18 protein-coding genes, 1 tRNA gene and 2 pseudogenes are annotated in these 18,807 nt (G+C 59.7%); 8 read left to right on the forward strand and 13 right to left on the reverse strand.

What is annotated here, in order from left to right; genetic code table 11:
• Positions 1 to 166: 166 nt before the first annotated feature.
• The 4 genes from V3W40_RS00900 to V3W40_RS00915 all read left to right on the forward strand — a co-directional run bounded on the left by V3W40_RS00900 (position 167) and on the right by V3W40_RS00915 (position 4,347).
• On the forward strand, positions 167 to 1,471 hold the full coding sequence (locus V3W40_RS00900) for an MFS transporter (protein WP_065928204.1): 1,305 nt from the start codon (positions 167 to 169) through the stop codon (positions 1,469 to 1,471).
• The gene (locus V3W40_RS00905; RefSeq protein ID WP_330214260.1) at positions 1,471 to 2,229 is read left to right on the forward strand and encodes a substrate-binding domain-containing protein; all 759 of its coding nucleotides are present in this window, start codon (positions 1,471 to 1,473) and stop codon (positions 2,227 to 2,229) included. The genes V3W40_RS00900 and V3W40_RS00905 overlap by 1 nt, the downstream gene beginning before the upstream one ends.
• A gap of 340 nt (positions 2,230 to 2,569) precedes the next feature.
• Positions 2,570 to 3,412, forward strand: coding sequence for a DUF6216 family protein (locus V3W40_RS00910; protein WP_065928206.1), 843 nt, complete (start codon positions 2,570 to 2,572; stop codon positions 3,410 to 3,412).
• A 44-nt stretch (positions 3,413 to 3,456) separates the two neighbouring features.
• Positions 3,457 to 4,347 carry a hypothetical protein gene (locus tag V3W40_RS00915; RefSeq protein WP_256098131.1) on the forward strand — a complete coding sequence of 297 codons (891 nt, stop codon included), beginning with the start codon at positions 3,457 to 3,459 and terminating at the stop codon, positions 4,345 to 4,347.
• A gap of 10 nt (positions 4,348 to 4,357) precedes the next feature.
• Here V3W40_RS00915 and V3W40_RS34640 read toward each other — a convergent pair whose 3' ends face one another.
• Both V3W40_RS34640 and V3W40_RS34645 read right to left on the reverse strand, forming a co-directional pair.
• Positions 4,358 to 5,221 carry a methyl-accepting chemotaxis protein gene (locus tag V3W40_RS34640; protein WP_370671287.1) on the reverse strand — a complete coding sequence of 288 codons (864 nt, stop codon included), beginning with the start codon at positions 5,219 to 5,221 and terminating at the stop codon, positions 4,358 to 4,360.
• Positions 5,216 to 5,983 (reverse strand): annotated as a pseudogene (locus V3W40_RS34645) (MCP four helix bundle domain-containing protein); the annotation flags it as partial. The gene V3W40_RS34640 and the pseudogene V3W40_RS34645, both read right to left, overlap by 6 nt.
• 189 nt (positions 5,984 to 6,172) lie before the next feature.
• Here V3W40_RS34645 and V3W40_RS00925 point away from each other — a divergent pair.
• A pseudogene (locus tag V3W40_RS00925) lies at positions 6,173 to 6,527 on the forward strand (helix-turn-helix domain-containing protein).
• Between the two features lie 139 nt (positions 6,528 to 6,666).
• On the opposite strand, the gene V3W40_RS00930 reads toward V3W40_RS00925, so the two are convergent.
• From V3W40_RS00930 to dapA, 5 genes are all read right to left on the reverse strand, one after another.
• Positions 6,667 to 6,756: transfer RNA gene (locus V3W40_RS00930), tRNA-Ser, on the reverse strand.
• An 83-nt stretch (positions 6,757 to 6,839) separates the two neighbouring features.
• Positions 6,840 to 7,553 (reverse strand): phosphoribosylaminoimidazolesuccinocarboxamide synthase, encoded by a 714-nt coding sequence (gene purC / locus V3W40_RS00935; protein ID WP_065928209.1) that lies wholly within the window; start codon positions 7,551 to 7,553, stop codon positions 6,840 to 6,842.
• Positions 7,554 to 7,580: 27 nt separating this feature from the next.
• Positions 7,581 to 8,339, reverse strand: coding sequence for an MBL fold metallo-hydrolase (locus tag V3W40_RS00940; protein WP_027604310.1), 759 nt, complete (start codon positions 8,337 to 8,339; stop codon positions 7,581 to 7,583).
• 4 nt (positions 8,340 to 8,343) lie between these two features.
• A complete protein-coding gene (bamC, locus tag V3W40_RS00945) occupies positions 8,344 to 9,459 on the reverse strand; it encodes an outer membrane protein assembly factor BamC (RefSeq protein ID WP_027604311.1) in 1,116 nt (371 codons plus the stop codon).
• A 17-nt stretch (positions 9,460 to 9,476) separates the two neighbouring features.
• Positions 9,477 to 10,355, reverse strand: a complete 879-nt coding sequence (dapA, locus tag V3W40_RS00950; protein ID WP_065928210.1) for a 4-hydroxy-tetrahydrodipicolinate synthase — start codon at positions 10,353 to 10,355, stop codon at positions 9,477 to 9,479.
• A 273-nt stretch (positions 10,356 to 10,628) separates the two neighbouring features.
• On the opposite strand from dapA, the gene V3W40_RS00955 reads away from it, so the two are divergent.
• Together V3W40_RS00955 and V3W40_RS00960 are read left to right on the forward strand one after the other, a co-directional pair.
• Entirely contained in the window at positions 10,629 to 11,189 is a 561-nt protein-coding gene (locus V3W40_RS00955; RefSeq protein ID WP_003172487.1) for a glycine cleavage system protein R, read from the forward strand.
• A gap of 10 nt (positions 11,190 to 11,199) precedes the next feature.
• The gene (locus tag V3W40_RS00960) at positions 11,200 to 11,673 is read left to right on the forward strand and encodes a peroxiredoxin (protein ID WP_330214261.1); all 474 of its coding nucleotides are present in this window, start codon (positions 11,200 to 11,202) and stop codon (positions 11,671 to 11,673) included.
• A 49-nt stretch (positions 11,674 to 11,722) separates the two neighbouring features.
• Here V3W40_RS00960 and V3W40_RS00965 read toward each other — a convergent pair whose 3' ends face one another.
• Positions 11,723 to 12,793 carry an AI-2E family transporter gene (locus V3W40_RS00965; RefSeq protein WP_053136801.1) on the reverse strand — a complete coding sequence of 357 codons (1,071 nt, stop codon included), beginning with the start codon at positions 12,791 to 12,793 and terminating at the stop codon, positions 11,723 to 11,725.
• Positions 12,794 to 12,824: 31 nt separating this feature from the next.
• The gene (locus V3W40_RS00970) at positions 12,825 to 13,064 is read right to left on the reverse strand and encodes a sulfurtransferase TusA family protein (RefSeq protein ID WP_010212198.1); all 240 of its coding nucleotides are present in this window, start codon (positions 13,062 to 13,064) and stop codon (positions 12,825 to 12,827) included.
• A 95-nt stretch (positions 13,065 to 13,159) separates the two neighbouring features.
• On the opposite strand from V3W40_RS00970, the gene V3W40_RS00975 reads away from it, so the two are divergent.
• Entirely contained in the window at positions 13,160 to 14,593 is a 1,434-nt protein-coding gene (locus tag V3W40_RS00975) for a M48 family metalloprotease (RefSeq protein WP_330214262.1), read from the forward strand.
• A 67-nt stretch (positions 14,594 to 14,660) separates the two neighbouring features.
• Here V3W40_RS00975 and V3W40_RS00980 read toward each other — a convergent pair whose 3' ends face one another.
• The 4 genes from V3W40_RS00980 to rpoE all read right to left on the reverse strand — a co-directional run bounded on the left by V3W40_RS00980 (position 14,661) and on the right by rpoE (position 18,515).
• Positions 14,661 to 16,100: a DegQ family serine endoprotease gene (locus tag V3W40_RS00980; protein ID WP_330214263.1), complete on the reverse strand. Its 1,440-nt coding sequence runs from the start codon at positions 16,098 to 16,100 to the stop codon at positions 14,661 to 14,663.
• A 234-nt stretch (positions 16,101 to 16,334) separates the two neighbouring features.
• The gene (locus V3W40_RS00985; RefSeq protein ID WP_330214264.1) at positions 16,335 to 17,297 is read right to left on the reverse strand and encodes a MucB/RseB C-terminal domain-containing protein; all 963 of its coding nucleotides are present in this window, start codon (positions 17,295 to 17,297) and stop codon (positions 16,335 to 16,337) included.
• A gap of 16 nt (positions 17,298 to 17,313) precedes the next feature.
• Positions 17,314 to 17,901: a sigma-E factor negative regulatory protein gene (locus tag V3W40_RS00990; protein WP_003172479.1), complete on the reverse strand. Its 588-nt coding sequence runs from the start codon at positions 17,899 to 17,901 to the stop codon at positions 17,314 to 17,316.
• A 32-nt stretch (positions 17,902 to 17,933) separates the two neighbouring features.
• Positions 17,934 to 18,515 carry an RNA polymerase sigma factor RpoE gene (rpoE, locus tag V3W40_RS00995; protein WP_003172477.1) on the reverse strand — a complete coding sequence of 194 codons (582 nt, stop codon included), beginning with the start codon at positions 18,513 to 18,515 and terminating at the stop codon, positions 17,934 to 17,936.
• Positions 18,516 to 18,807 lie beyond the last annotated feature (292 nt).

Genomic DNA, 18,807 nt, shown 5'->3' on the forward strand with positions numbered 1-18,807 from the left:
TACCTTCCAGCATAGAACAGAGCGGGATCTTTGAAAGGCGCGCAAATTCATAACCAACAGACATTAATCAATCCATATTTTTCACTTTTCATTTCTAAATGTGTCAGCCACTATCCTCGGTCTTACGCGAAACAAGCACTTAAAAGAACGCTGGAGACACAAAACCATGACTAGCCCTTCCCGGCCCGATTCTGCCCGTTCGAAAGTAGGTGCGGTATTCCGCGTTACTTCGGGCAACTTCCTTGAACAGTTCGACTTCTTTCTGTTCGGCTTCTACGCCACCTACATTGCTGCCGCGTTCTTCCCTGCCGCCAATGAATTTGCCTCATTAATGATGACCTTCGCCGTGTTCGGCGCGGGCTTCCTGATGCGCCCACTGGGCGCCATCATCCTCGGCGCTTATATCGATGACGTCGGTCGCCGCAAAGGGTTGATCGTGACCCTGTCGATCATGGCCAGCGGCACACTGTTGATCGTGCTGGTGCCGGGTTATCACACCATTGGCCTGTGGGCGCCGCTGCTGGTGCTGCTGGGTCGCCTGTTGCAAGGTTTCTCGGCCGGCGCGGAGCTGGGCGGTGTGTCGGTATACCTGTCTGAAATGGCCACCCCAGGCCGCAAGGGGTTCTACACCAGCTGGCAATCCGGCAGCCAACAGATCTCCATCGTGGTCGCCGCCGCCCTGGGCTATGGCTTGAACGTGTGGATGGAACCAGCGGTGGTTGCCGACTGGGGCTGGCGCATTCCGTTCGCCATTGGTTGCGTGATCATCCCGTTCATCTTTGTGCTGCGCCGCAACCTGCAGGAAACCGAAGAATTCGCCAACCGCAAGCATCGCCCGACCATGCGCGAGGTGCTGGCCACACTGGTGAAAAACTGGACCGTGGTCATCGGCGGCATGCTGATGGTGGCCATGACCACCACCGCGTTCTACCTGATCACCGTGTACGCGCCGACCTTCGGCAAGACCGTGCTGCAACTGAGCACCTCCGACGCGCTGCTGGTGACCTTGCTGGTGGCGGTGTCGAACTTTGTCTGGCTGCCGATCGGCGGCACCCTGAGCGACCGCTTCGGCCGCAAGCCGGTGCTGATCGCCATGACCGCGTTGACGGTGCTCACGGCTTATCCGGCACTGTCCTACGTGGTGAATGCACCGAGCTTCGCCCATATGCTGGAGACGCTGCTGTGGTTCTCGTTCCTGTACGGCATGTACAACGGCGCGATGATCCCGGCGCTCACGGAAATCATGCCGGTGGAAGTGCGCGTGGCGGGCTTCTCCCTGGCCTACAGCCTGGCGACCGCGATCTTCGGTGGGTTTACCCCGGCGATCTCCACCTGGTTCATCCACATCACCGAAGACAAGGCCTCGCCGGCCTACTGGATGATGTTCGCTGCGTTGTGCGCGCTGTGTTCGACCCTGGCGCTGTATCGTCGCGCCAACGCACGCGGGCAGGTGATGCAGGGGGCGGCGTGATGGGGCCTTTGTTCAAGACCCTGACGGCCCTGGCCCTCGGCGCACTGGCGCTGACGGCCCAGGCCGAGGAACTCAAGGTGATGACCTCCGGTGGTTTCACCGCCGCCTATAAACTGCTGGGCCCGCAATACGCGCAGTACAGCGGCGACACCCTCGATCCCGTCCTCGGCCCCTCCATGGGCAAGGCGCCGGAAGCGATTCCCAACCGTCTGGCCCGTGGCGAACATGCCGACGTGGTGATCATGGTCGGCTATGCCCTGGATGACTTGATCAAACAAGGCAAGGTCGACCCGGCGTCCCGCGTGGAACTGGCGGATTCGCGCATCGGCCTGGTGGTGAAGGCAGGTGCGACCAAACCCGCGATCGGCACCGATGCCGAACTCAAGGCCGTACTGAGCAAGGCCAAGTCCGTGGCGTATTCGGACAGCGCCAGCGGTGTGTATGTCGAGAAAGAGCTGTTCAAGAAGCTCGGCATGCCCGCCAAAGGCACCATGATCGAACGCCTGCCGGTGGCCGAACAGGTCGCCAAGGGCGATTACGAAGTGGGCTTGCAGCAGGTGGCGGAGTTATTGCCGGTGGCGGGTGTGACGTACGTCGGCAAGATCCCGGAAGACGTGCAATCGGTGACGCGCTTTGCGGCGGGCATTCCGGTCAATGCCGAACACCCTGCGCAGGCCAGGGCGCTGTTGCAGTTCCTGGCCTCGCCCCAGGCACAACCGGTGGTGCAATCCACCGGCCTGGACTCGGTGGCGCGCTGACCGAAACGGTATCTCCCGCGCCCACCGCTCCAATTCCAGCGCCGCTGGCGGCAAAGTCCGCCCGCGGCGCTTGTTCCTTCAAGCCCCCATCGCAATGGTGACGTTGCCCATGCGCATGGACGCGACGTTGCTGGTGCCCATCGTGAATAGCGGGATGTAGAGCAATATCGTACAAGCGCCAGTGGGAAGCTATGGAGTAGAACTGCCAGAAAAACTGCCGCTGAGGCTTAGCCTGTTTCCGAGAGGCCAGTCAGTTGCTTCTTGTTTTTCCTGACGTAAAGACACGGTTGCTCGGGTTCCCTAGAATCCCGCGTTCGACTCTATGACTAAGGACCCAGGCATGGCCGAACCGATCGTAAAAAGCACACCGCTGACCTGGTATGTGGAGCATTTCGCCGTCTTCAGCGGGGCTTTCACCTTTCTCGCTATCGCGGGGCTGTTGATATTTATCTACCGGCGCTCTGGATCGCTGCTGTTTCTACGGGATTGGATATGGCGGTTTTTTGGTGGCAAAACGCGCTTCGAAACAGACCGTTTTGAACGCATGCGCAAGGACTTGCGCGAGCTGGAATATTATCGCTATGAATTCAACATCCCCGCCAATACGCTGCGCGAGGCCGACTTGGCTGAGGATTGGATGTACAGCAATGACTTCACCCCACGCGACTTCGGTCGCGTGAAGCGCTACATCGAGTGGAGCGACTTTACAGCACTGAGCTTCATCACCAAGCGGTTCGCACAGTGGCGTATCAACTGCTTTTTCTTTCTTGCCATCGCGCTTCTGGCGGGCGTAGCCATTGCGGTTCCGCTGATTGAATCCAAGTATCTGATGGTGTCCCTCAAAAACGCCCCGGATGCCCCCTCGTTCTATTTATCGGAAGATAACGTGAAGTTCGGTATCTGGTCTGACACCGTCCTCAAGGTCGAGCACTGTCGCTCGTCCGAGTCGCTCCAGGCGTTCCTGCGCCCAGGATTACCGGAAGATAAACTCGACATCATTTGCTCATTCTTCCTCGACAAGACCTACAACAAATACGTACGAGAAGGCCTGGGCCAACAACGCGGGCTGCTGTTCTCGCTGGTGCTCGTGTCGATGGCATGGATGATTTACCTGGTGATCCTGATCGCGCGAATGGAAGTCGCCCGCAAACTCTATAAACAATGGCAGGCCAACCAGCCTTGAAAAAACAAGTGCCTGCTAGCCGCCCCTTTTCGACTGAGAGTTCAATGAGCAAGGCATCTGACAGAAAAACGCTTCACCGCGCGCTGAAATGGGCGGCCTGCCTGGTGGGCCTGCCTTGCCTCGCCGCGCTGGGTTTCTTCACCTGGCAAAGCTTCTACCCGGTGAGCGCCGCTGCCGGCTGGAGCGTTCAGGTCGTACACCGCGACGTGCCAAAAGCCGCCTCGCTGATGCCGTTGCCGGACGGCGCGCTGATGGTCAGCCTGGAGCTCGACGACGCCAAGGGCAGCATCGTGCGCATTCATCCGGACGGAACACGCGAAGTGGTGGTGGGCAACCTGTCCAAACCCGACGGTATGTTCGCCACCCGTGGCGGCTGGGTGTTCAGCCAAGAAGCACTCGACTCCCCCGTCAGCTTCCTCAAGGACGGTACCGTCACCGAATTGTTCAGGGGCGAAAACGTGCAAGGCCTGTGGGACGACGGTGACTACCTCTATGCCATGGAGGACCGTCGCGACGAGGGGCGCATCCTGCGTTATCGCTGGAGCGACCAGACCTTAAGCGTCGTTCGCAAAGGCCTCGACGAGGGCGAATCGATCATCCGCTGCACCGATGGCCGCATGCTCTACACGAAGAAGAAGGAAGGCATGGTCCGTGAGCTGACCGAAGACGGCAGCGACCCGGTGGTACTGGCCAAGCTGAACCAGCCGACCTTTTTGATGTGCGATGAGCGCGGGTTATGGATCAACGAAGACGCCACCCACCGCGCGCGGTTGTTGCTGATAGATAAACAGGGGCGCCAGCAGACGATTTTGTCGTTCTTGAAGGCGCCACAGTCGATTGTGCCGACCGGGCGTGGGACTTATCTGCTGGCCGAAGGTGGGCGTGATCGCGTGCTGGAGCTGACCCCGCCCCAGCCCGTTATCGCGCAGGAATAAGCGCGCTGCACTACAGCTGAAACCGCGCAACCGCCTCGTTCAGCGAGACCGCCAATTGCGCCAGTTCGCGGCTTGATCCATTGATCTGCCCGGCGCCGGAAGAGGATTGTGCAGACAGGTCGCGAATATTGACGATATTGCGATCGACTTCCTTGGCCACCTGGGCCTGCTCCTCGGCGGCGCTGGCGATGACCAGGTTGCGCTGGTGGATCTGGTCGATGGAGTCGGTGATCTGGCTCAATGCGCCCCCCGCCCCCTCAGCCAGGGCCAGGGTGTCGGTGGCACGCTGGGTACTCGACTGCATCGAGCTCAACGCCTCGTTGGACCCCGTGCGCATCGCGGTCACCATCTGGTCGATTTCCAGGGTCGATTGCTGGGTACGGTGGGCCAGTGCACGGACTTCGTCAGCCACCACCGCAAAGCCGCGCCCGGACTCACCGGCCCGCGCCGCCTCGATCGCGGCGTTGAGTGCCAGCAAGTTGGTCTGCTCGGCGATGGAGCGGATCACATCGAGCACCTTGCCGATATCCCGCGATTGCTCGGCGAGGTTCTGCACCAGGGTCGAGGTTTCGCCGATGTTGGTGCTCAGGGCTTGAATGGCGCTGACCGTTTCACCCACACGGTGCTGGCCTTCGCGCGCGGTTTCATTGGAAAGGCGAGTGGACTCGGAGGTGGACACCGCATTGCGCGCCACCTCATCCGCCGCCGAGGTCATCTCGTTGACGGCGGTGGCGGCCTGCTCGATTTCAGCGGTCTGCTTTTGCAGGCTGCGGCTGCTCTGGTCGGTGATGCCGTTGAGGTCGGTGGCCGATGACGCCATCTGCCCGGCCGACTGGCGAATCAGTTGCAAGGTCCCGCGCAGGTTGGCCTGCATGGTCTTGAGTGCCACGAGCAGGCGCGTCACTTCGTCGTCGCCGCTCACGTCCACCGTTTGGGTCAGGTCACCCTGGGCAACGTTCTCGGCAGCCCGTACGGCATGACTGAGCGGGCCGACAATGCTGCGCGTGAGCAACCAGGCCAGCAGCACGGTACTCAACCCGGCCACGATCACAAAGCCGAACACCATGGTGCGCGAACGGCCGTACTGCGACTCGGCCGCCTGGCCTTGCTGGTTGATCTGGGCGTTGTAGTAGTCGGCCAGGGCATTGAGTTGGGCCCCGGAGCCATCGACCACGGTTTTCATATCCACCAGCAACAGCTTGTTGAGTTCGGCGCCCTGCTGCTTGTCGGCGAGGATGAACGACTGCGCCAGCCCTTGCTGGTATTGGCGCAGCGAGACCTGGAACTGGTCATAGAGCGTGCGTACTTCGGGGGTGTCGATCACTGCATCGAGGTCGGCCAGCCGTTTGCTCAGGTCCTGGCTGCGAGTGTCCATCTGGCTACGGTATTGCGGGATGCTCGCCGGGTTCGGGTCCAGGGCCATGCGCAAAGAGATCGTACGAATGCGCAGCATGATTTCACGAATGTCCGCCACCAGCCGCATCTTCGGCACCAGCCCGCTTTCCACCTGCACCGCGCTGGCGCGGATGCTTGCCATGTTCGACAGTGCAAAAAAACCCAGCAGGGCCACGAGCAAAGCAATCAGGGCAAAACCCAGACCCGCACGGCGGGCGATGGACAGGCTGCGAAGGGACATTAGGGGGGACTCTCTTATTGGGGATACGATGTCGTACGAGAGTGTTTCGGCCGTTTGGATAAAGACTTGAGGGACGTACACCCAGGAAATGGGAAGTTATAAATATCAGTGAGTTATTTGCAGCGTCGCCGAGCATGATGCCCACGAGAATACTGGGAACACATCAAAGATGACGAAACGGAGTAACCCATGAACATCCGACCTATCCACACCGAACAGGATTACAAGGACGCGCTCAAGTCTGTCTCCGCGCTGTTCGACAACGAACCAGAACCCGGCGCCCCGGAAGGTGATTACTTTGACGTAATGATCACGCTGATCGAGGCCTATGAAGCCAAACACTTTCCCAATCGATGCCATTCGCTTCAGAATGGAACAGTCTGGCCTGTCAGCGGCTGATCTTATTCCCGCCATTGGCCGCCAGAATCGTGTTTATGAAGTGCTGAATGGAAAACGAGCGCTGACCTTGCCAATGATTTGGAAGCTGCATGAGATGTTTGGAATTCCAGCAGAAAGCCTGATCAAGCCAGTAAGGCATGCTTGAAGACGGAATACGGTTGGTTGTGCCTGCTGGAAACAACCACTACGGCCCTGTTTGCTGCTCGGAACGAGTAGCTTGCCCCCAAATCTCAGAAACGAAAAAGCCCCGTAGCTTATTCAGCTACGGGGCTTTTTCTATGTAATGGCGGAGAGATAGGGATTCGAACCCTAGGTACCGGTGAAGGTACAACGGATTTCGAATCCGTCCCATTCGGCCACTCTGGCATCTCTCCAACGGCGCGCATCATAACAGCCTGTTTCGTGGAAGCAAAGCGCAGAAGCGATTTTTTTCCGTGCTATCAGATGCTTGCGTCGATTAAAGCGGTACGCCGAGACGTTTGGCGACTTCTTCGTAGGCTTCGATCACATCACCGAGGCCTTGGCGGAAGCGGTCCTTGTCCATCTTCTTCTTGGTGTCCTTGTCCCACAGGCGGCAACCGTCCGGGCTGAATTCGTCGCCCAGGACGATGGAGCCATCGTGGAACACACCGAATTCCAGCTTGAAGTCCACCAACAGCAGGCCTGCGTCGTCGAACAGCTTGCTCAGCACGTCGTTGACCTTGAGGGACAACTCCTTCATGCGTGCCAGTTGCTCGGCGGTGCCCCAGCCGAATGCCACCACGTGGGATTCGTTGATGAACGGGTCGCCCTTGGCGTCGTCCTTCAGGAACAGTTCGAACGTGTAAGGATTGAGCTTGAGGCCCTCTTCCACGCCCAGGCGCTTGACCAGGCTGCCGGCGGCGTAGTTACGCACGACGCATTCCACCGGGATCATGTCCAGCTTCTTCACCAGGCACTCGTTGTCGCCCAGCAGTTGGTCGAATTGGGTCGGAATACCGGCCGCTTCTAGTTTCTGCATGATGAAGGCGTTGAACTTGTTGTTCACCATGCCCTTGCGATCAAGTTGTTCGATGCGCTTGCCGTCGAACGCCGAGGTGTCGTTGCGAAACAGCAGGATCAGGCGGTTGGCGTCGTCGGTCTTGTAAACCGACTTGGCTTTGCCGCGGTAGAGTTCTTCACGTTTTTCCATGATGGGCTCCGCTTTGAGTGAGGTGGGCTAGGCGATATGTCGCCAGTCGAGCCCTGAATCTTGATCGGCCAGTTGCAGCCAGTCCGGGTCGCACCCGAGGGTGTCGACAAAACATTGCCGGGCAAGCGTCGGCAGGTTGTTCTTGCTGCTCAAGTGGGCCAGGACCAGGTGTTGCAGGTCTTGCCAGCCCAACTCATACACCAGGTACGCCGCCTGATGGTTGTTCAAATGTCCCAGTTCGCCGCCGACCCGTTGCTTGAGAAAGTACGGATAGTGACCGCGAGCCAACAGGTCCCGGCAGTGGTTGGACTCGATCATCAAGGCATCGAGGTTCCGGTATCCGTCCAGTACCTTGGCGCAGTAGGAGCCCAGGTCGGTGAGCACGCCGAAACGCCGCTCTCCGTCACTGAATACATACTGCGTCGGTTCCTGGGCGTCGTGCGCCACGGCAATCACATCGATGCTCAGGGCACCGATTTGCAGCTGCTCGCCACCGGCCAGGAAACCTGCGGGTTCTATAGGTTTGCGCATCCCGCGCAGTGTGCCGCGACTGAGGTACACCGGAAGATTGTAGCGCCGAGACAGCAAACCCACGCCATGCACGTGGTCGGCATGTTCGTGGGTCACCAGAATCGCGCTCAGCTGCGAGGGGTGAACCCCCAGGCGCAGCAGGCGCCGCTCGGTTTCCTTTAACGAGAAACCACAATCCACCAGCACGTACGTGTCGTCATGGGCGACCAGCGTGCCGTTCCCTTGGCTACCGCTGCCGAGAACGGCAAAACGCATCGGATCAGCCCAGGTTGTCCTGAATCACGCCCAACACTTTGCGCGCCGTTTCAGCCGGCGCGACGGTGTTGATGTTCTTCTCGACGGTGACCTGCACAGTCTCGCCAACCTTGCTCAAACGCACCTGATAACGCTCGGCGCGGGTTTCGATTTCTTCCTTGGTCGGCTTGCTGCCGAACAGTTTGCCGAAGAAACCAGGCTCTTCGTCTTTGCGCTCGGCCTTTTCAGCCACGTTGATGTAGTACAGGCCCAGGCTGCGGTTGATGTCTTCAACACGCCAAGGGCCTTGCTCCAACGCGCGGCCGACGCTGGCCCAGGCGCGATCCAGGTCTTCACCCAGGTTCAGCACCACGTTGCCGCTGCCGTCCTCGGTGAGGCTGACGCGGCTCGGGGTGTCGTAATCACGGGCGGCGAGCAGGGAAACGGAACCGCCCTTCTCGGAGATACGGCTCATGCTGGCCAGCATCTCGTCGACCAATGCCGAGTCGACACCGGTGTTGACCGAGCGGTTGGTGAAGTCGACGTTGGCGGTGCTGCCGGCAGGACGCTCGGCGCTGACCACGTAGACTTCACTGGTGTTGCGCTGCACGCCCGGCTCGATGCGCACACGCACACGGGCTTCGCTGTCGGCGGCGACACCGCCGGCCTGCAGGCGCTTGGCCATAGTGGCGGACAGCTCGCTGCCTTGCTGCCATGCCGTGGTGAATTCACCGGTCTGCGGGCGCTGCTCGTCGATGCGGAAACCGTTGTCCTGGAAGAACTGCACCGCTACCGGCCAGACTTCGGCAGGTGGACGCTGCGCCACGATCCAACGCGAATCACCGCTCTTCTGCAGGCTGTAGTCGCTGGCATCCGCCACGGCCGAGATCGGCTGTGGACGTGGCACGACGTATTCACCCTTGGTGGTGTCGTCGGCAACGTTGCGTGGAATCGGCAGCAACGGGTCAAGGCGCTTGGCGACGTTGACGTCCGGCGGCAGTTGCATCGGTTTGGTTGCTTGTGCTTCCAGGTAATCGCTGCCGCGGTCACGGAAGTAGCCTTCCGGGCCCCAGATCCAACCGCAGCCACTGGTGCTGGAGATAATCAAGGCAAGTGCGGAAAGTCCGGCCAATCGCTTCATGCGTAGTGCTTCCTCAATTAAACCAGGACGCCGGACTGGCGCAGGGCCTGTCGCAGCGGTTCGTGACAGGCTTCGCTGAGGCGGGTGAGCGGCAGACGGATACCGTCCGGCATCAGGCCCATCTCGAACAGCGCCCACTTCACGGGAATAGGGTTGGATTCGATAAACAGTGTCTTGTTGAGCGGCATCAGCTTCTCGTGGATCGCACGGGCGGTCACGGCGTCGCCAGCGATGGCGGCGGCACACAGGTCGCTCATGGCGCGCGGGGCCACGTTGGCGGTCACGGAGATATTGCCCTTGCCGCCCAGCAGGATCAGCTCGACAGCCGTGGCGTCGTCACCGGAATACAGCAGGAAGTCGCTGCTCACCCCAGCCAGGATGTCCTTGGCGCGCTGCAGGTCGCCGGTGGCTTCCTTGATGCCGATGATGTTCGGCACGGTAGAGAGGCGGATCACGGTCTCGGCCTTCATGTCGCACGCGGTACGACCCGGCACGTTATAGAGGATCTGCGGGATGTCGACGGCTTCGGCAATGGTGCGGAAGTGCTGGTACAGGCCTTCCTGGGTCGGCTTGTTGTAGTACGGGGTCACCAGCAGGCAAGCGTCGGCGCCGGCTTTCTTGGCGTTTCGGGTCAGCTCGATGGCTTCGCGCGTCGAGTTGGCGCCCGTGCCGGCGATCACGGCAATACGCCCCGCGACACGCTTGACCACGAATTCGATCACTTGGATGTGTTCTTCCACATCGAGGGTGGCCGATTCACCTGTGGTGCCGACCGCCACGATGGCGTTGGTGCCTTCTTGCAGGTGGAAGTCCACCAGTTTGCCCAGGCTGTCCCAGTCGAGATGACCTTGTGCATCCATGGGTGTGACCAGTGCCACCATACTGCCCGCAATCATGCAACCGCTCCTGCCGGAAAAAGAGAGCCGTAATGGTACTGGCGCCAAGATGCTTGTACAAGCGAAGTACCGCCTGAGGATGCGTTCTGGCGCAACTAAACGACGGGCAATGCCATCATTGGGCCAAAGCACGGGTTGAGGCTGGGCAAAATCAGGCGGATCACGCAATGAAAACGCCACCTCCTATCCCTTGGCGACGCTTTTCGCTACCCTTCATGCTTTGATCGATACAGCCCTCACAGTATCGACCGCTCATCGTTTTAGGAAGGCTGCATGTCCACCCCCACAGTTCGCGAACAATTCCTTGTTATCAGTGCCCTCGGCGCCAACCCCATGGAGCTGACCAACGTCCTGTGCCGCGCCAGCCATGAAAACCGCTGTGCCGTGGTGACCTCCCGCCTGACCCGCCATGGCGAGTGCAGTGCGCTGGTCCTGCAGATTTCCGGCACCTGGGATGCCCTGGCGCGCCTGGAGACCGGCCTGCCGGGCCTGGCCAAGAAGCACGACTTCACCGTCAACGTGGTGCGCAGCGCCGCCCTGGAAAATCGCCCGCAGGCGCTTCCTTATGTGGCGTATGTCAGCTCGGCCTACCGCTCGGACATCGTCAATGAGCTGTGCCAGTTCTTCATCGACCATAACGTCGAACTGGAGAACCTGACCTGCGACACCTACCAGGCCCCGCAAACCGGCGGCACCATGCTCAACGCCACCTTCACCGTGACCCTGCCGGCCGGCGTGCAGATCAGTTGGCTGCGCGACCAGTTCCTGGATTTCGCCGATGCCCTGAACCTCGACGCGCTGATCGAGCCGTGGCGCCCACAGAACCCAATGTAAGGAAGTCATCATGGCGGTAGTCATCGATAAACCGGTCGCCGATTTCGAAGCCCAGGCCACCAGCGGCCAGACCTTCAGCCTTGCCGCCCTCAAGGGCAAGCAAGTGGCGATCTACTTCTACCCGAAGGACAGCACCCCGGGCTGCACCACCGAAGGCCAGGGTTTCCGTGACCAGTACGCAGCATTCAAGGCCGCCAACACCGAAGTGTTTGGCGTGTCGCGCGACAGCCTGAAGTCCCATGAGAACTTCAAGGGCAAGCAGGAATTCCCGTTCGAGCTGATCAGCGACAAGGATGAGGCGGTCTGCCAACTGTTCGACGTCATCAAGCTGAAGAAGCTATACGGCAAGGAATACCTGGGTGTGGATCGCAGCACCTTCCTGATCGACAAGGACGGTGTGCTGCGCCAGGAATGGCGCGGCGTGAAAGTGCCGGGCCATGTGGACGCCGTTCTGGCCGCAGCCCAGGCATTGAACAAGGCCTGATCTGTAGCGCGGATCACTGCGGCGATGAAGCAGTGATTTGCGCCTACCCTTACAACAACGGTGCCACCACCGGCTCCTGCCGCGGCCACGCATCCAGCACGGCCTTGAACAGCGTCGCCAGGGGAATCGCAAAGAACACCCCCCAGAATCCCCACAGTCCACCAAACAACAGCACTGCACAGATGATCGCCACCGGGTGCAGGTTGACCGCCTCCGAGAACAGCAGCGGCACCAGCACGTTGCCATCCAGGGTCTGGATGATGCCGTAGACCGCCATCAAGTAGATGAACTGGTCGCTCCAGCCCCACTGGAACAAGGCGATCAAGGTCACCGGCACCGTCACCACCACGGCACCGACATACGGCACCACCACCGAAATCCCTACCAGCAGTGCCAGCAAGGCGGCGTAGTTGAGGTCCAGTGCGATAAACGCGATGTAGGTAACGCCCCCGCAGATAATGATCTCGATAACCTTGCCACGAATGTAGTTGGCGATCTGTCGGTTCATTTCTTCGGCCACCCGGGTGATCAGCGCTCGTTCGCGCGGCAGATAGCCGCGCACCCAACGCCCGATCATGGCGCGATCCTTGAGGAAGAAGAACACCAGGATCGGTACGAGCACCAGGTAGATCATGATGTTGACCAGCAGCGGCAGGCTGGACAGGGAAAAGGTCAGCGCCCATTGCCCGAACTTTCCGATTTCGCCGCGCGCCACTTCTATGGCCTGCAACACCTGCTCGTCCGAGACCAGATGCGGGTAGCGCTCCGGCAGCAGCAGCAACAGCGACTGCCACTTGGCGAGCATGCCCGGCAACTCGTTGAACAATGTGATCAGTTGGTGCCACAGCAGCGGTAACACCACGACGATAAACACCACCAGCAGCCCCATGAACAAGGCAAATACCAGGCCCACAGCTGCGCCGCCCGGCAAGCGTAAACGCTCCAGGGTAGTGACCAGGCCCTGCATCAGGTAAGCCAGCACCATCCCCGCCAGTACCGGCGCCAGCATGCCTCCCAAGGTGAGTACGGCCGTAAAGGCCAGAAACAGCAGGACCGCCAGCACCACGGCTTCTTCATCGGAGAAGTAGCGCTGGATCCAGTCTCGTAACACTTTGAACATCAATCAACCTCGGGTGGTAGGGGCAAACGGTTCAGGCCTTGCGCAACCAGTAACGGTACACACCGGCGGCGTCTTCTTCATGCAGCAGGGTATGGCCGGCCAGCTTGGCGAAGGTACGAAAATCACGCTGGGAACCTGCGTCGGTGGCGATCACCTTGAGCACAGCGCCACTGGCCAATCGATTGAGTTCCAGCTTGGCCTTGAGCAGAGGCAACGGGCAATTGAGGCCGCTGGCATCGAGTTCGGCATCAAAGGCTACAGCGTCGGTCATGGTTTTACTCCGGGCACGCATTCGGGGTGCTTAGAATATCTGGTCCGAAGCTCAGTGTCCGGCTACAGTAAGCTCTTTGTCGAAAGGCTCTGTGCATGACTTTTTTGCGCCCTACCCTGCTGACGCTGGCTTGCCTGCTGGCCTCCCCAGGCTTCGCTGACGACCTGCCGTCACTTGGCGACGCCAGTTCTGCCATTGTCTCGCCGCAACAGGAATATCAGCTGGGCCGCGCCTGGCTGGCCTACCTACGGGGCCAGGTCTCGCAGTTGAACGACCCGCAGCTCAAGGATTACGTCGAAACCAGCGTGTACAAGCTGGTGGAAACCAGCCAGGTGAATGACCGGCGCCTGGAATTCATCCTGATCAACAGCCCGCAACTGAACGCCTTCGCCGCACCCGGCGGTATCGTCGGCGTGAACGGCGGCCTGTTTCTCAATGCCCAGACCGAAGGGGAATACGCGTCGGTGCTGGCCCACGAACTGGCTCACTTGTCCCAGCGTCACTTCGCCCGTGGTGTCGAGGCGCAGCAGCGCATGCAGATCCCGATGATGGCCGCCCTCCTCGGCGGCATCATTGCGGCCGCCGCCGGTGCCGGGGATGCCGGGATCGCCGCAATCGCCGGCACACAGGCCGCGGCCATCCAGGAACAACGACGATTCTCTCGCCAGAATGAACAGGAGGCGGACCGTATCGGCATCGTCAACCTGGAGAAAGCCGGCTACGACCCGCGCTCCATGCCAACCATGTTCGAACGCCTGATGCGTCAGTATCGCTTCGACGCCAAGCCGCCGGAATTCCTGCTGACTCACCCGGTGACCGAATCGCGTATCGCCGACACCCGCAACCGCGCGGAACAAGCCAAGGCCGGCGGCAAGGAAGACAGCCTGCGCTACCAATTGATTCGCGCGCGGGTACAGCTGCAATACGAAGACACCTCCGGACTCGCCGCCAAGCGCTTCCAGGCGCAACTGGACGAAAATCCTAAAAACGACGTGGCGCGCTATGGCCTGGCCATCGCCCAGATCAAAGCCTCCCAGTTCAAGCAGGCAAGGGAAAGCCTGCAACCCTTGCTGGCCAAGGCGCCCAGCGACATCACCTACAACCTGGCGCAAATCCAGTTGGACATCGACAACAACCACCTGCCCGATGCCCAGCAACGCACGGATCGGATGCTGACCCAATACCCCGGCAACTACCCGCTGAATCAGATTCGGGTAGATCTGCTGCTTAAACAGAATCGCACCGCCGATGCGGAAAAGGCCCTGGATGGCTTGCTCAAGTCTCGCCCGGACGATCCGGATGTGTGGTACCAGGTCGCCGAGACTCGTGGCTTGTCGGGCAATATCATCGGCCTGCATCAGGCTCGCGCCGAATACTTTGCTTTGGTGGGCGACTTCCAGCAGGCGATTCAGCAGTTGGACTTTGCCAAACGTCGCGCCGGCAGCAATTTCCCGTTGTCGTCACGCATCGATGCACGTCAGCGTGAGTTGATCGAACAGGAGCGCCTGGTTAAAGGCATGATGGGCTAAACCCATCGCCCACAAAAAAGCCCCGCCCTCGTAACACGAAGGCGGGGCTTTTTATTGGCCGGGTGGGTTACTCGGCCAGCTTGAAGGTAATGAAGCTGGCACGCCCCTGACGAAGCACGCGCATCGATACCGAGCGGTTCTTCGGCAACGCCTTGGCGATGTCGGTGAACTGCTTGGTAGTCTCAATCGCCTGATTGTTCAGGTGAGTGATCACGTCGCCAGGCTGCAGGCCGATCAACGCTGCCGGGCCGTCCTGCACTTCCTTGATCACCACGCCGCTCTTGAGATCGAAGGCTTTCTTCTGCTCGTCAGTCAGCTCGGCCACGGCAATGCCCAGGCGATTGCTGCTGCGCTCGGCGCCCGGCTTGGTGTTACCCAGGGCATCCAGGGTCGCGCCCTCTTCAGGGATCGCACCCACGGTCAGCTCGACATTCTGGCGCTTGCCATCACGAATCACTTCCAGCTTGGCCTTGCTGCCGGCCTTGAGTGCGCCAACCAGGTGCGGCAGGTCGGCCGACATAACGATCGGTTGACCGTTCATGCTCAGGATCACGTCGCCCACTTGCAGACCGCCTTTGGCAGCCGGGCCGTCATCCTGGATTTGCGCGACCAGGGCGCCCGCCGGCTTGTCGAGGCCGAAGGATTCAGCCAGGTCCTTGTTCACTTCCTGGATGACCACGCCCAACCAGCCACGGCTGACCTTGCCACCACTTTTCAGCTGATTGGAAACATCCATGGCCACGTCGATAGGAATGGCGAACGACACCCCCATAAAGCCACCGGAACGGGTGTAGATCTGCGAGTTGATCCCCACCACTTCGCCCGCCAGGTTGAACAACGGGCCACCGGAGTTGCCCGGGTTGATCGGCACGTCGGTCTGGATAAACGGCACATAGTTCTCGTTCGGCAGGCTGCGACCAATGGCACTGACGATACCCTGGGTAACGGTATGGTCAAAACCAAACGGCGAGCCTATGGCTACCACCCACTGCCCCGCCTTCAGGTCCTGGGACTTGCCCAGCTTCAGCACCGGCAGGTCCTTGCCCTCGATCTTCAGCAAGGCCACGTCGGAACGCGGATCGGTGCCGACCAATTTGGCTTTCAGCTCACTGCGATCAGCCAGGCGCACAAGGATCTCGTCGGCGTCGGCAATCACATGGTTATTGGTAAGGATGTAGCCATCTGGCGAAATGATGAAGCCCGACCCCAGGGACTGCGCTTCACGCTGGCCACCACCGCCACCACGGGGCGCACGCGGTTGTGGCATGCCACGCTCGAAGAACTCGCGCAGCATCGGCGGCAGGCCTTCCAGGTCAGGCATCTGCTGGTTGGAGACTTTGCGATCCGGCAGCTTCTGGGTGGTACTGATGTTCACCACGGCAGGCGAGGCTTGCTCAACCAATTGGGTGAAGTCAGGCAACTCGACCGCTTGCGCGGGCACGGCCTGACCCAGCACCAATAGCGTGGCGACTATGGATAGGTAAGACTTCAAACGTGGTATCGACATACAGCTCCCGTTACGACGAGCAGGGTTGAGCGACAGGGTTCAAGAAACGCCGAAAACTGCGAACGACATCTTTGTTCCGCGAACTAAACAAGGCCAGGGCCAACAAGCCCTGACCTATAAAAAACATGGGAGATTTTTGCAAGTGAAAATGCTGATCCAGACATTTCATGCTCTCGGCAGCCAACCTGGCATGGACGTACTGTGAAAGATCTGGATGAACATAGGATTAACGACTCACGGCTTGGGGGTGGCCTTTTTTTCACCGCGCACCGACAGTGCGATGCGTTCGGCGGTGCCAATAGGTATTTCGCCGACGACCGTCACCATCATTTCGCCATCCACCGTATTCAAGCGACGAGATACAGCAACCGTAGGGCCTAATTGGGTGCGAGTCTCGGTCACGCTCACATCGCTGATCGGTTCGAGAAACACCGAGAAGCGCGCCAGTCCATCTTCATACATCAGGCTGTCGACCGTGGCCTTGGTATGGGGATCCTTGCGGGCGCTGTTATTGGTCAGCTGAAAGCCTGGCGGCAACCACTCCAAGTGCCACGCCTCGGCGGCCTCTACGGCCGCTGCCTTGGTGTCGCCGACGGCGATGGAGGTGCATTCGCCGCTGGGCTGCAAGTCGCGATCATTGGGTGTGGTGGAGGTGTCCAATCGAGTGAACTGAAAGCGCTCCAGCAACTGTCCTTGATCATTCAGCAACAAGGATTTGAGCGGCAGCGCAGTCTCACGATCAAGATGCAGCTCAAAACCGTAGCGGTATTGATCACGGGGCGTAATCGACACAATCACTGCATTGCGACCGGCCACGCGAGATTTTCCGATAACGGCCAGTTCGTAGAATTGATTGAGTCTTTGCGGATCAAGGGCGCGCGAGGGCGCATCACGCGAATTGCCCAGGCCGGCGACAAGAGTGCCGCTGACGCACTGAGTGCGGCCATCTACGCGAACGACTTCCTGGGCAGAACCATCAAGCTGCAAGAGCCGCTCACGGACCTGGCCATTCTGGGCGCGATGCCAGATGTCGTGGGTAGAAAAACTGCCATTACGTTCGTAGACAAACGTACCTTGGAAACTTTGCTGCTGCTCTGCACGCCCAAGTCGAGTCAGCCAGTCTTGGGCTTCGTCGGCATGGGCGGGGAGTGCAAACCAACCACTGAGCAATAACGTAAGGAGCGGTATGGCGCGCATAGGGCTCCTTAACGGATCAGCGGTTTTCCAGGCTTGCAGCGCGAGCGTATGGCAGAGCGCTTTCAGTGCCTTTCAAGGCGGATTCCTGTGCGTGTTGGCGCAGGTAGCCTGGAAGACGCTGGTCCTGCCAGCCGGATTGCCCTTGCAGCACACCGTTGGCCATAGGGCCGGTGGTGTCTGAGCTTTCCTTGTAACCGGCCAGTACCGCTGGGCCTTTGACTTGCGGACCGGCCATGACCGGTTGCTGAGTCTGCTGGGCCAGTTCGGCACCGGCGATTTCGTCCTGGTTGTACAGGCGAACACCGGCCAGCACTGCAACAGTCACCGAGGCAGCCACTGCCAGGCGACCCAGGCTGCGCCAAGGGCCACGAGCAGCTTTTGCCGGAACGGCTTCATCAGCCAGCGCGGCAGAAACGGCCGCAGCAATATCCAGACGAGGGATTAGAAGATCCTTGTGCATCACCGCCCGAGCGACTTGGTAACGAGACCAGGTATCACGGGTTTCGGCATCATCAAATGCGTTGAGCACTCGACGAAGTTCCAGTTCATCCGCTTCGTTATCCATCACTGCGGACAGCGATTCCTGCAGGGCATCACGACTCATGGCGGTTCCTCTCTTGGCTGTCGCCGCTGTCTTTAGTTTTCCTGCAACAACGGTTGCAAGGCTTTATCGATGGCTTCCCGGGCCCGGAAAATCCGTGACCTTACAGTCCCCACCGGACACTGCATGACGCTCGCAATGTCTTCGTAACTCAGACCATCGAATTCACGTAAAGTTAACGCCGTACGCAAATCTTCTGGCAGTTGCTGAATTGTGCGATGAACGGTGCCTTCGATCTCGTCGCGCAGCAATGCACGCTCCGGCGACTCGAGATCTTTGAGGCCGTGATCACCATCGTAAAATTCTGCATCTTCTGAACTTACATCGCTATCCGGTGGGCGGCGTCCGCGAGACACCAGATAGTTCTTCGCCGTGTTGATGGCGATGCGGTAGAGCCACGTGTAAAACGCACTATCACCGCGGAAATTGCCCAGTGCACGGTACGCCTTGATAAAGGCTTCCTGTGCAACGTCCTGCGCTTCATGGGTGTCGTGCACAAACCGCACGATCAACCCGAGAATTTTGTGCTGGTATTTCAGCACTAGCAGATCAAATGCTCGCTTGTCACCGCGTTGAACGCGCTCGACCAGCTGCTGATCCTCTTCCTGGGTTAGCATGAACACTCCTCGTTGTACTTGAAGGAGGCTTGCATAACTAAACGATCAGGCTTGCAAACATAGACTCGGACTTTTCGCAAAAGTTCTCCCCCTTCAAGCAAGTTTCCGGCATGCACTGATTTGGCACACACGAAAAACGCAGCGCGGGCAACGCCGGCTGCGCGAATAATCTTGTCGTCGGTTTTCTGACGCGTCCAATGCTCCCGACGGGCCAATAAACTCAACGTTTCCCAGCTTTCGGGCAACCTGCTATTGAGTCGAGGCTTATGCAAAAAGTTCCCACCTCAATAAC

The organism is Pseudomonas sp. AM8 (assembly GCF_036346475.1).
Taxonomy (GTDB): Bacteria; Pseudomonadota; Gammaproteobacteria; order Pseudomonadales; family Pseudomonadaceae; genus Aquipseudomonas; species Aquipseudomonas marginalis.

Coding starts and splice junctions, on each gene's coding strand:
- V3W40_RS00900 (WP_065928204.1), top strand. CDS start 167: ATGACTAGCCCTTCCCGGCCCGATTCTGCCCGTTCGAAAGTAGGTGCG.
- V3W40_RS00905 (WP_330214260.1), top strand. CDS start 1,471: ATGGGGCCTTTGTTCAAGACCCTGACGGCCCTGGCCCTCGGCGCACTG.
- V3W40_RS00910 (WP_065928206.1), top strand. CDS start 2,570: ATGGCCGAACCGATCGTAAAAAGCACACCGCTGACCTGGTATGTGGAG.
- V3W40_RS00915 (WP_256098131.1), top strand. CDS start 3,457: ATGAGCAAGGCATCTGACAGAAAAACGCTTCACCGCGCGCTGAAATGG.
- V3W40_RS34640 (WP_370671287.1), bottom strand. CDS start 5,221: ATGCAGGCCAACCTGCGCGGGACCTTGCAACTGATTCGCCAGTCGGCC.
- purC (WP_065928209.1), bottom strand. CDS start 7,553: ATGGAAAAACGTGAAGAACTCTACCGCGGCAAAGCCAAGTCGGTTTAC.
- V3W40_RS00940 (WP_027604310.1), bottom strand. CDS start 8,339: ATGCGTTTTGCCGTTCTCGGCAGCGGTAGCCAAGGGAACGGCACGCTG.
- bamC (WP_027604311.1), bottom strand. CDS start 9,459: ATGAAGCGATTGGCCGGACTTTCCGCACTTGCCTTGATTATCTCCAGC.
- dapA (WP_065928210.1), bottom strand. CDS start 10,355: ATGATTGCGGGCAGTATGGTGGCACTGGTCACACCCATGGATGCACAA.
- V3W40_RS00955 (WP_003172487.1), top strand. CDS start 10,629: ATGTCCACCCCCACAGTTCGCGAACAATTCCTTGTTATCAGTGCCCTC.
- V3W40_RS00960 (WP_330214261.1), top strand. CDS start 11,200: ATGGCGGTAGTCATCGATAAACCGGTCGCCGATTTCGAAGCCCAGGCC.
- V3W40_RS00965 (WP_053136801.1), bottom strand. CDS start 12,793: ATGTTCAAAGTGTTACGAGACTGGATCCAGCGCTACTTCTCCGATGAA.
- V3W40_RS00970 (WP_010212198.1), bottom strand. CDS start 13,064: ATGACCGACGCTGTAGCCTTTGATGCCGAACTCGATGCCAGCGGCCTC.
- V3W40_RS00975 (WP_330214262.1), top strand. CDS start 13,160: ATGACTTTTTTGCGCCCTACCCTGCTGACGCTGGCTTGCCTGCTGGCC.
- V3W40_RS00980 (WP_330214263.1), bottom strand. CDS start 16,100: ATGTCGATACCACGTTTGAAGTCTTACCTATCCATAGTCGCCACGCTA.
- V3W40_RS00985 (WP_330214264.1), bottom strand. CDS start 17,297: ATGCGCGCCATACCGCTCCTTACGTTATTGCTCAGTGGTTGGTTTGCA.
- V3W40_RS00990 (WP_003172479.1), bottom strand. CDS start 17,901: ATGAGTCGTGATGCCCTGCAGGAATCGCTGTCCGCAGTGATGGATAAC.
- rpoE (WP_003172477.1), bottom strand. CDS start 18,515: ATGCTAACCCAGGAAGAGGATCAGCAGCTGGTCGAGCGCGTTCAACGC.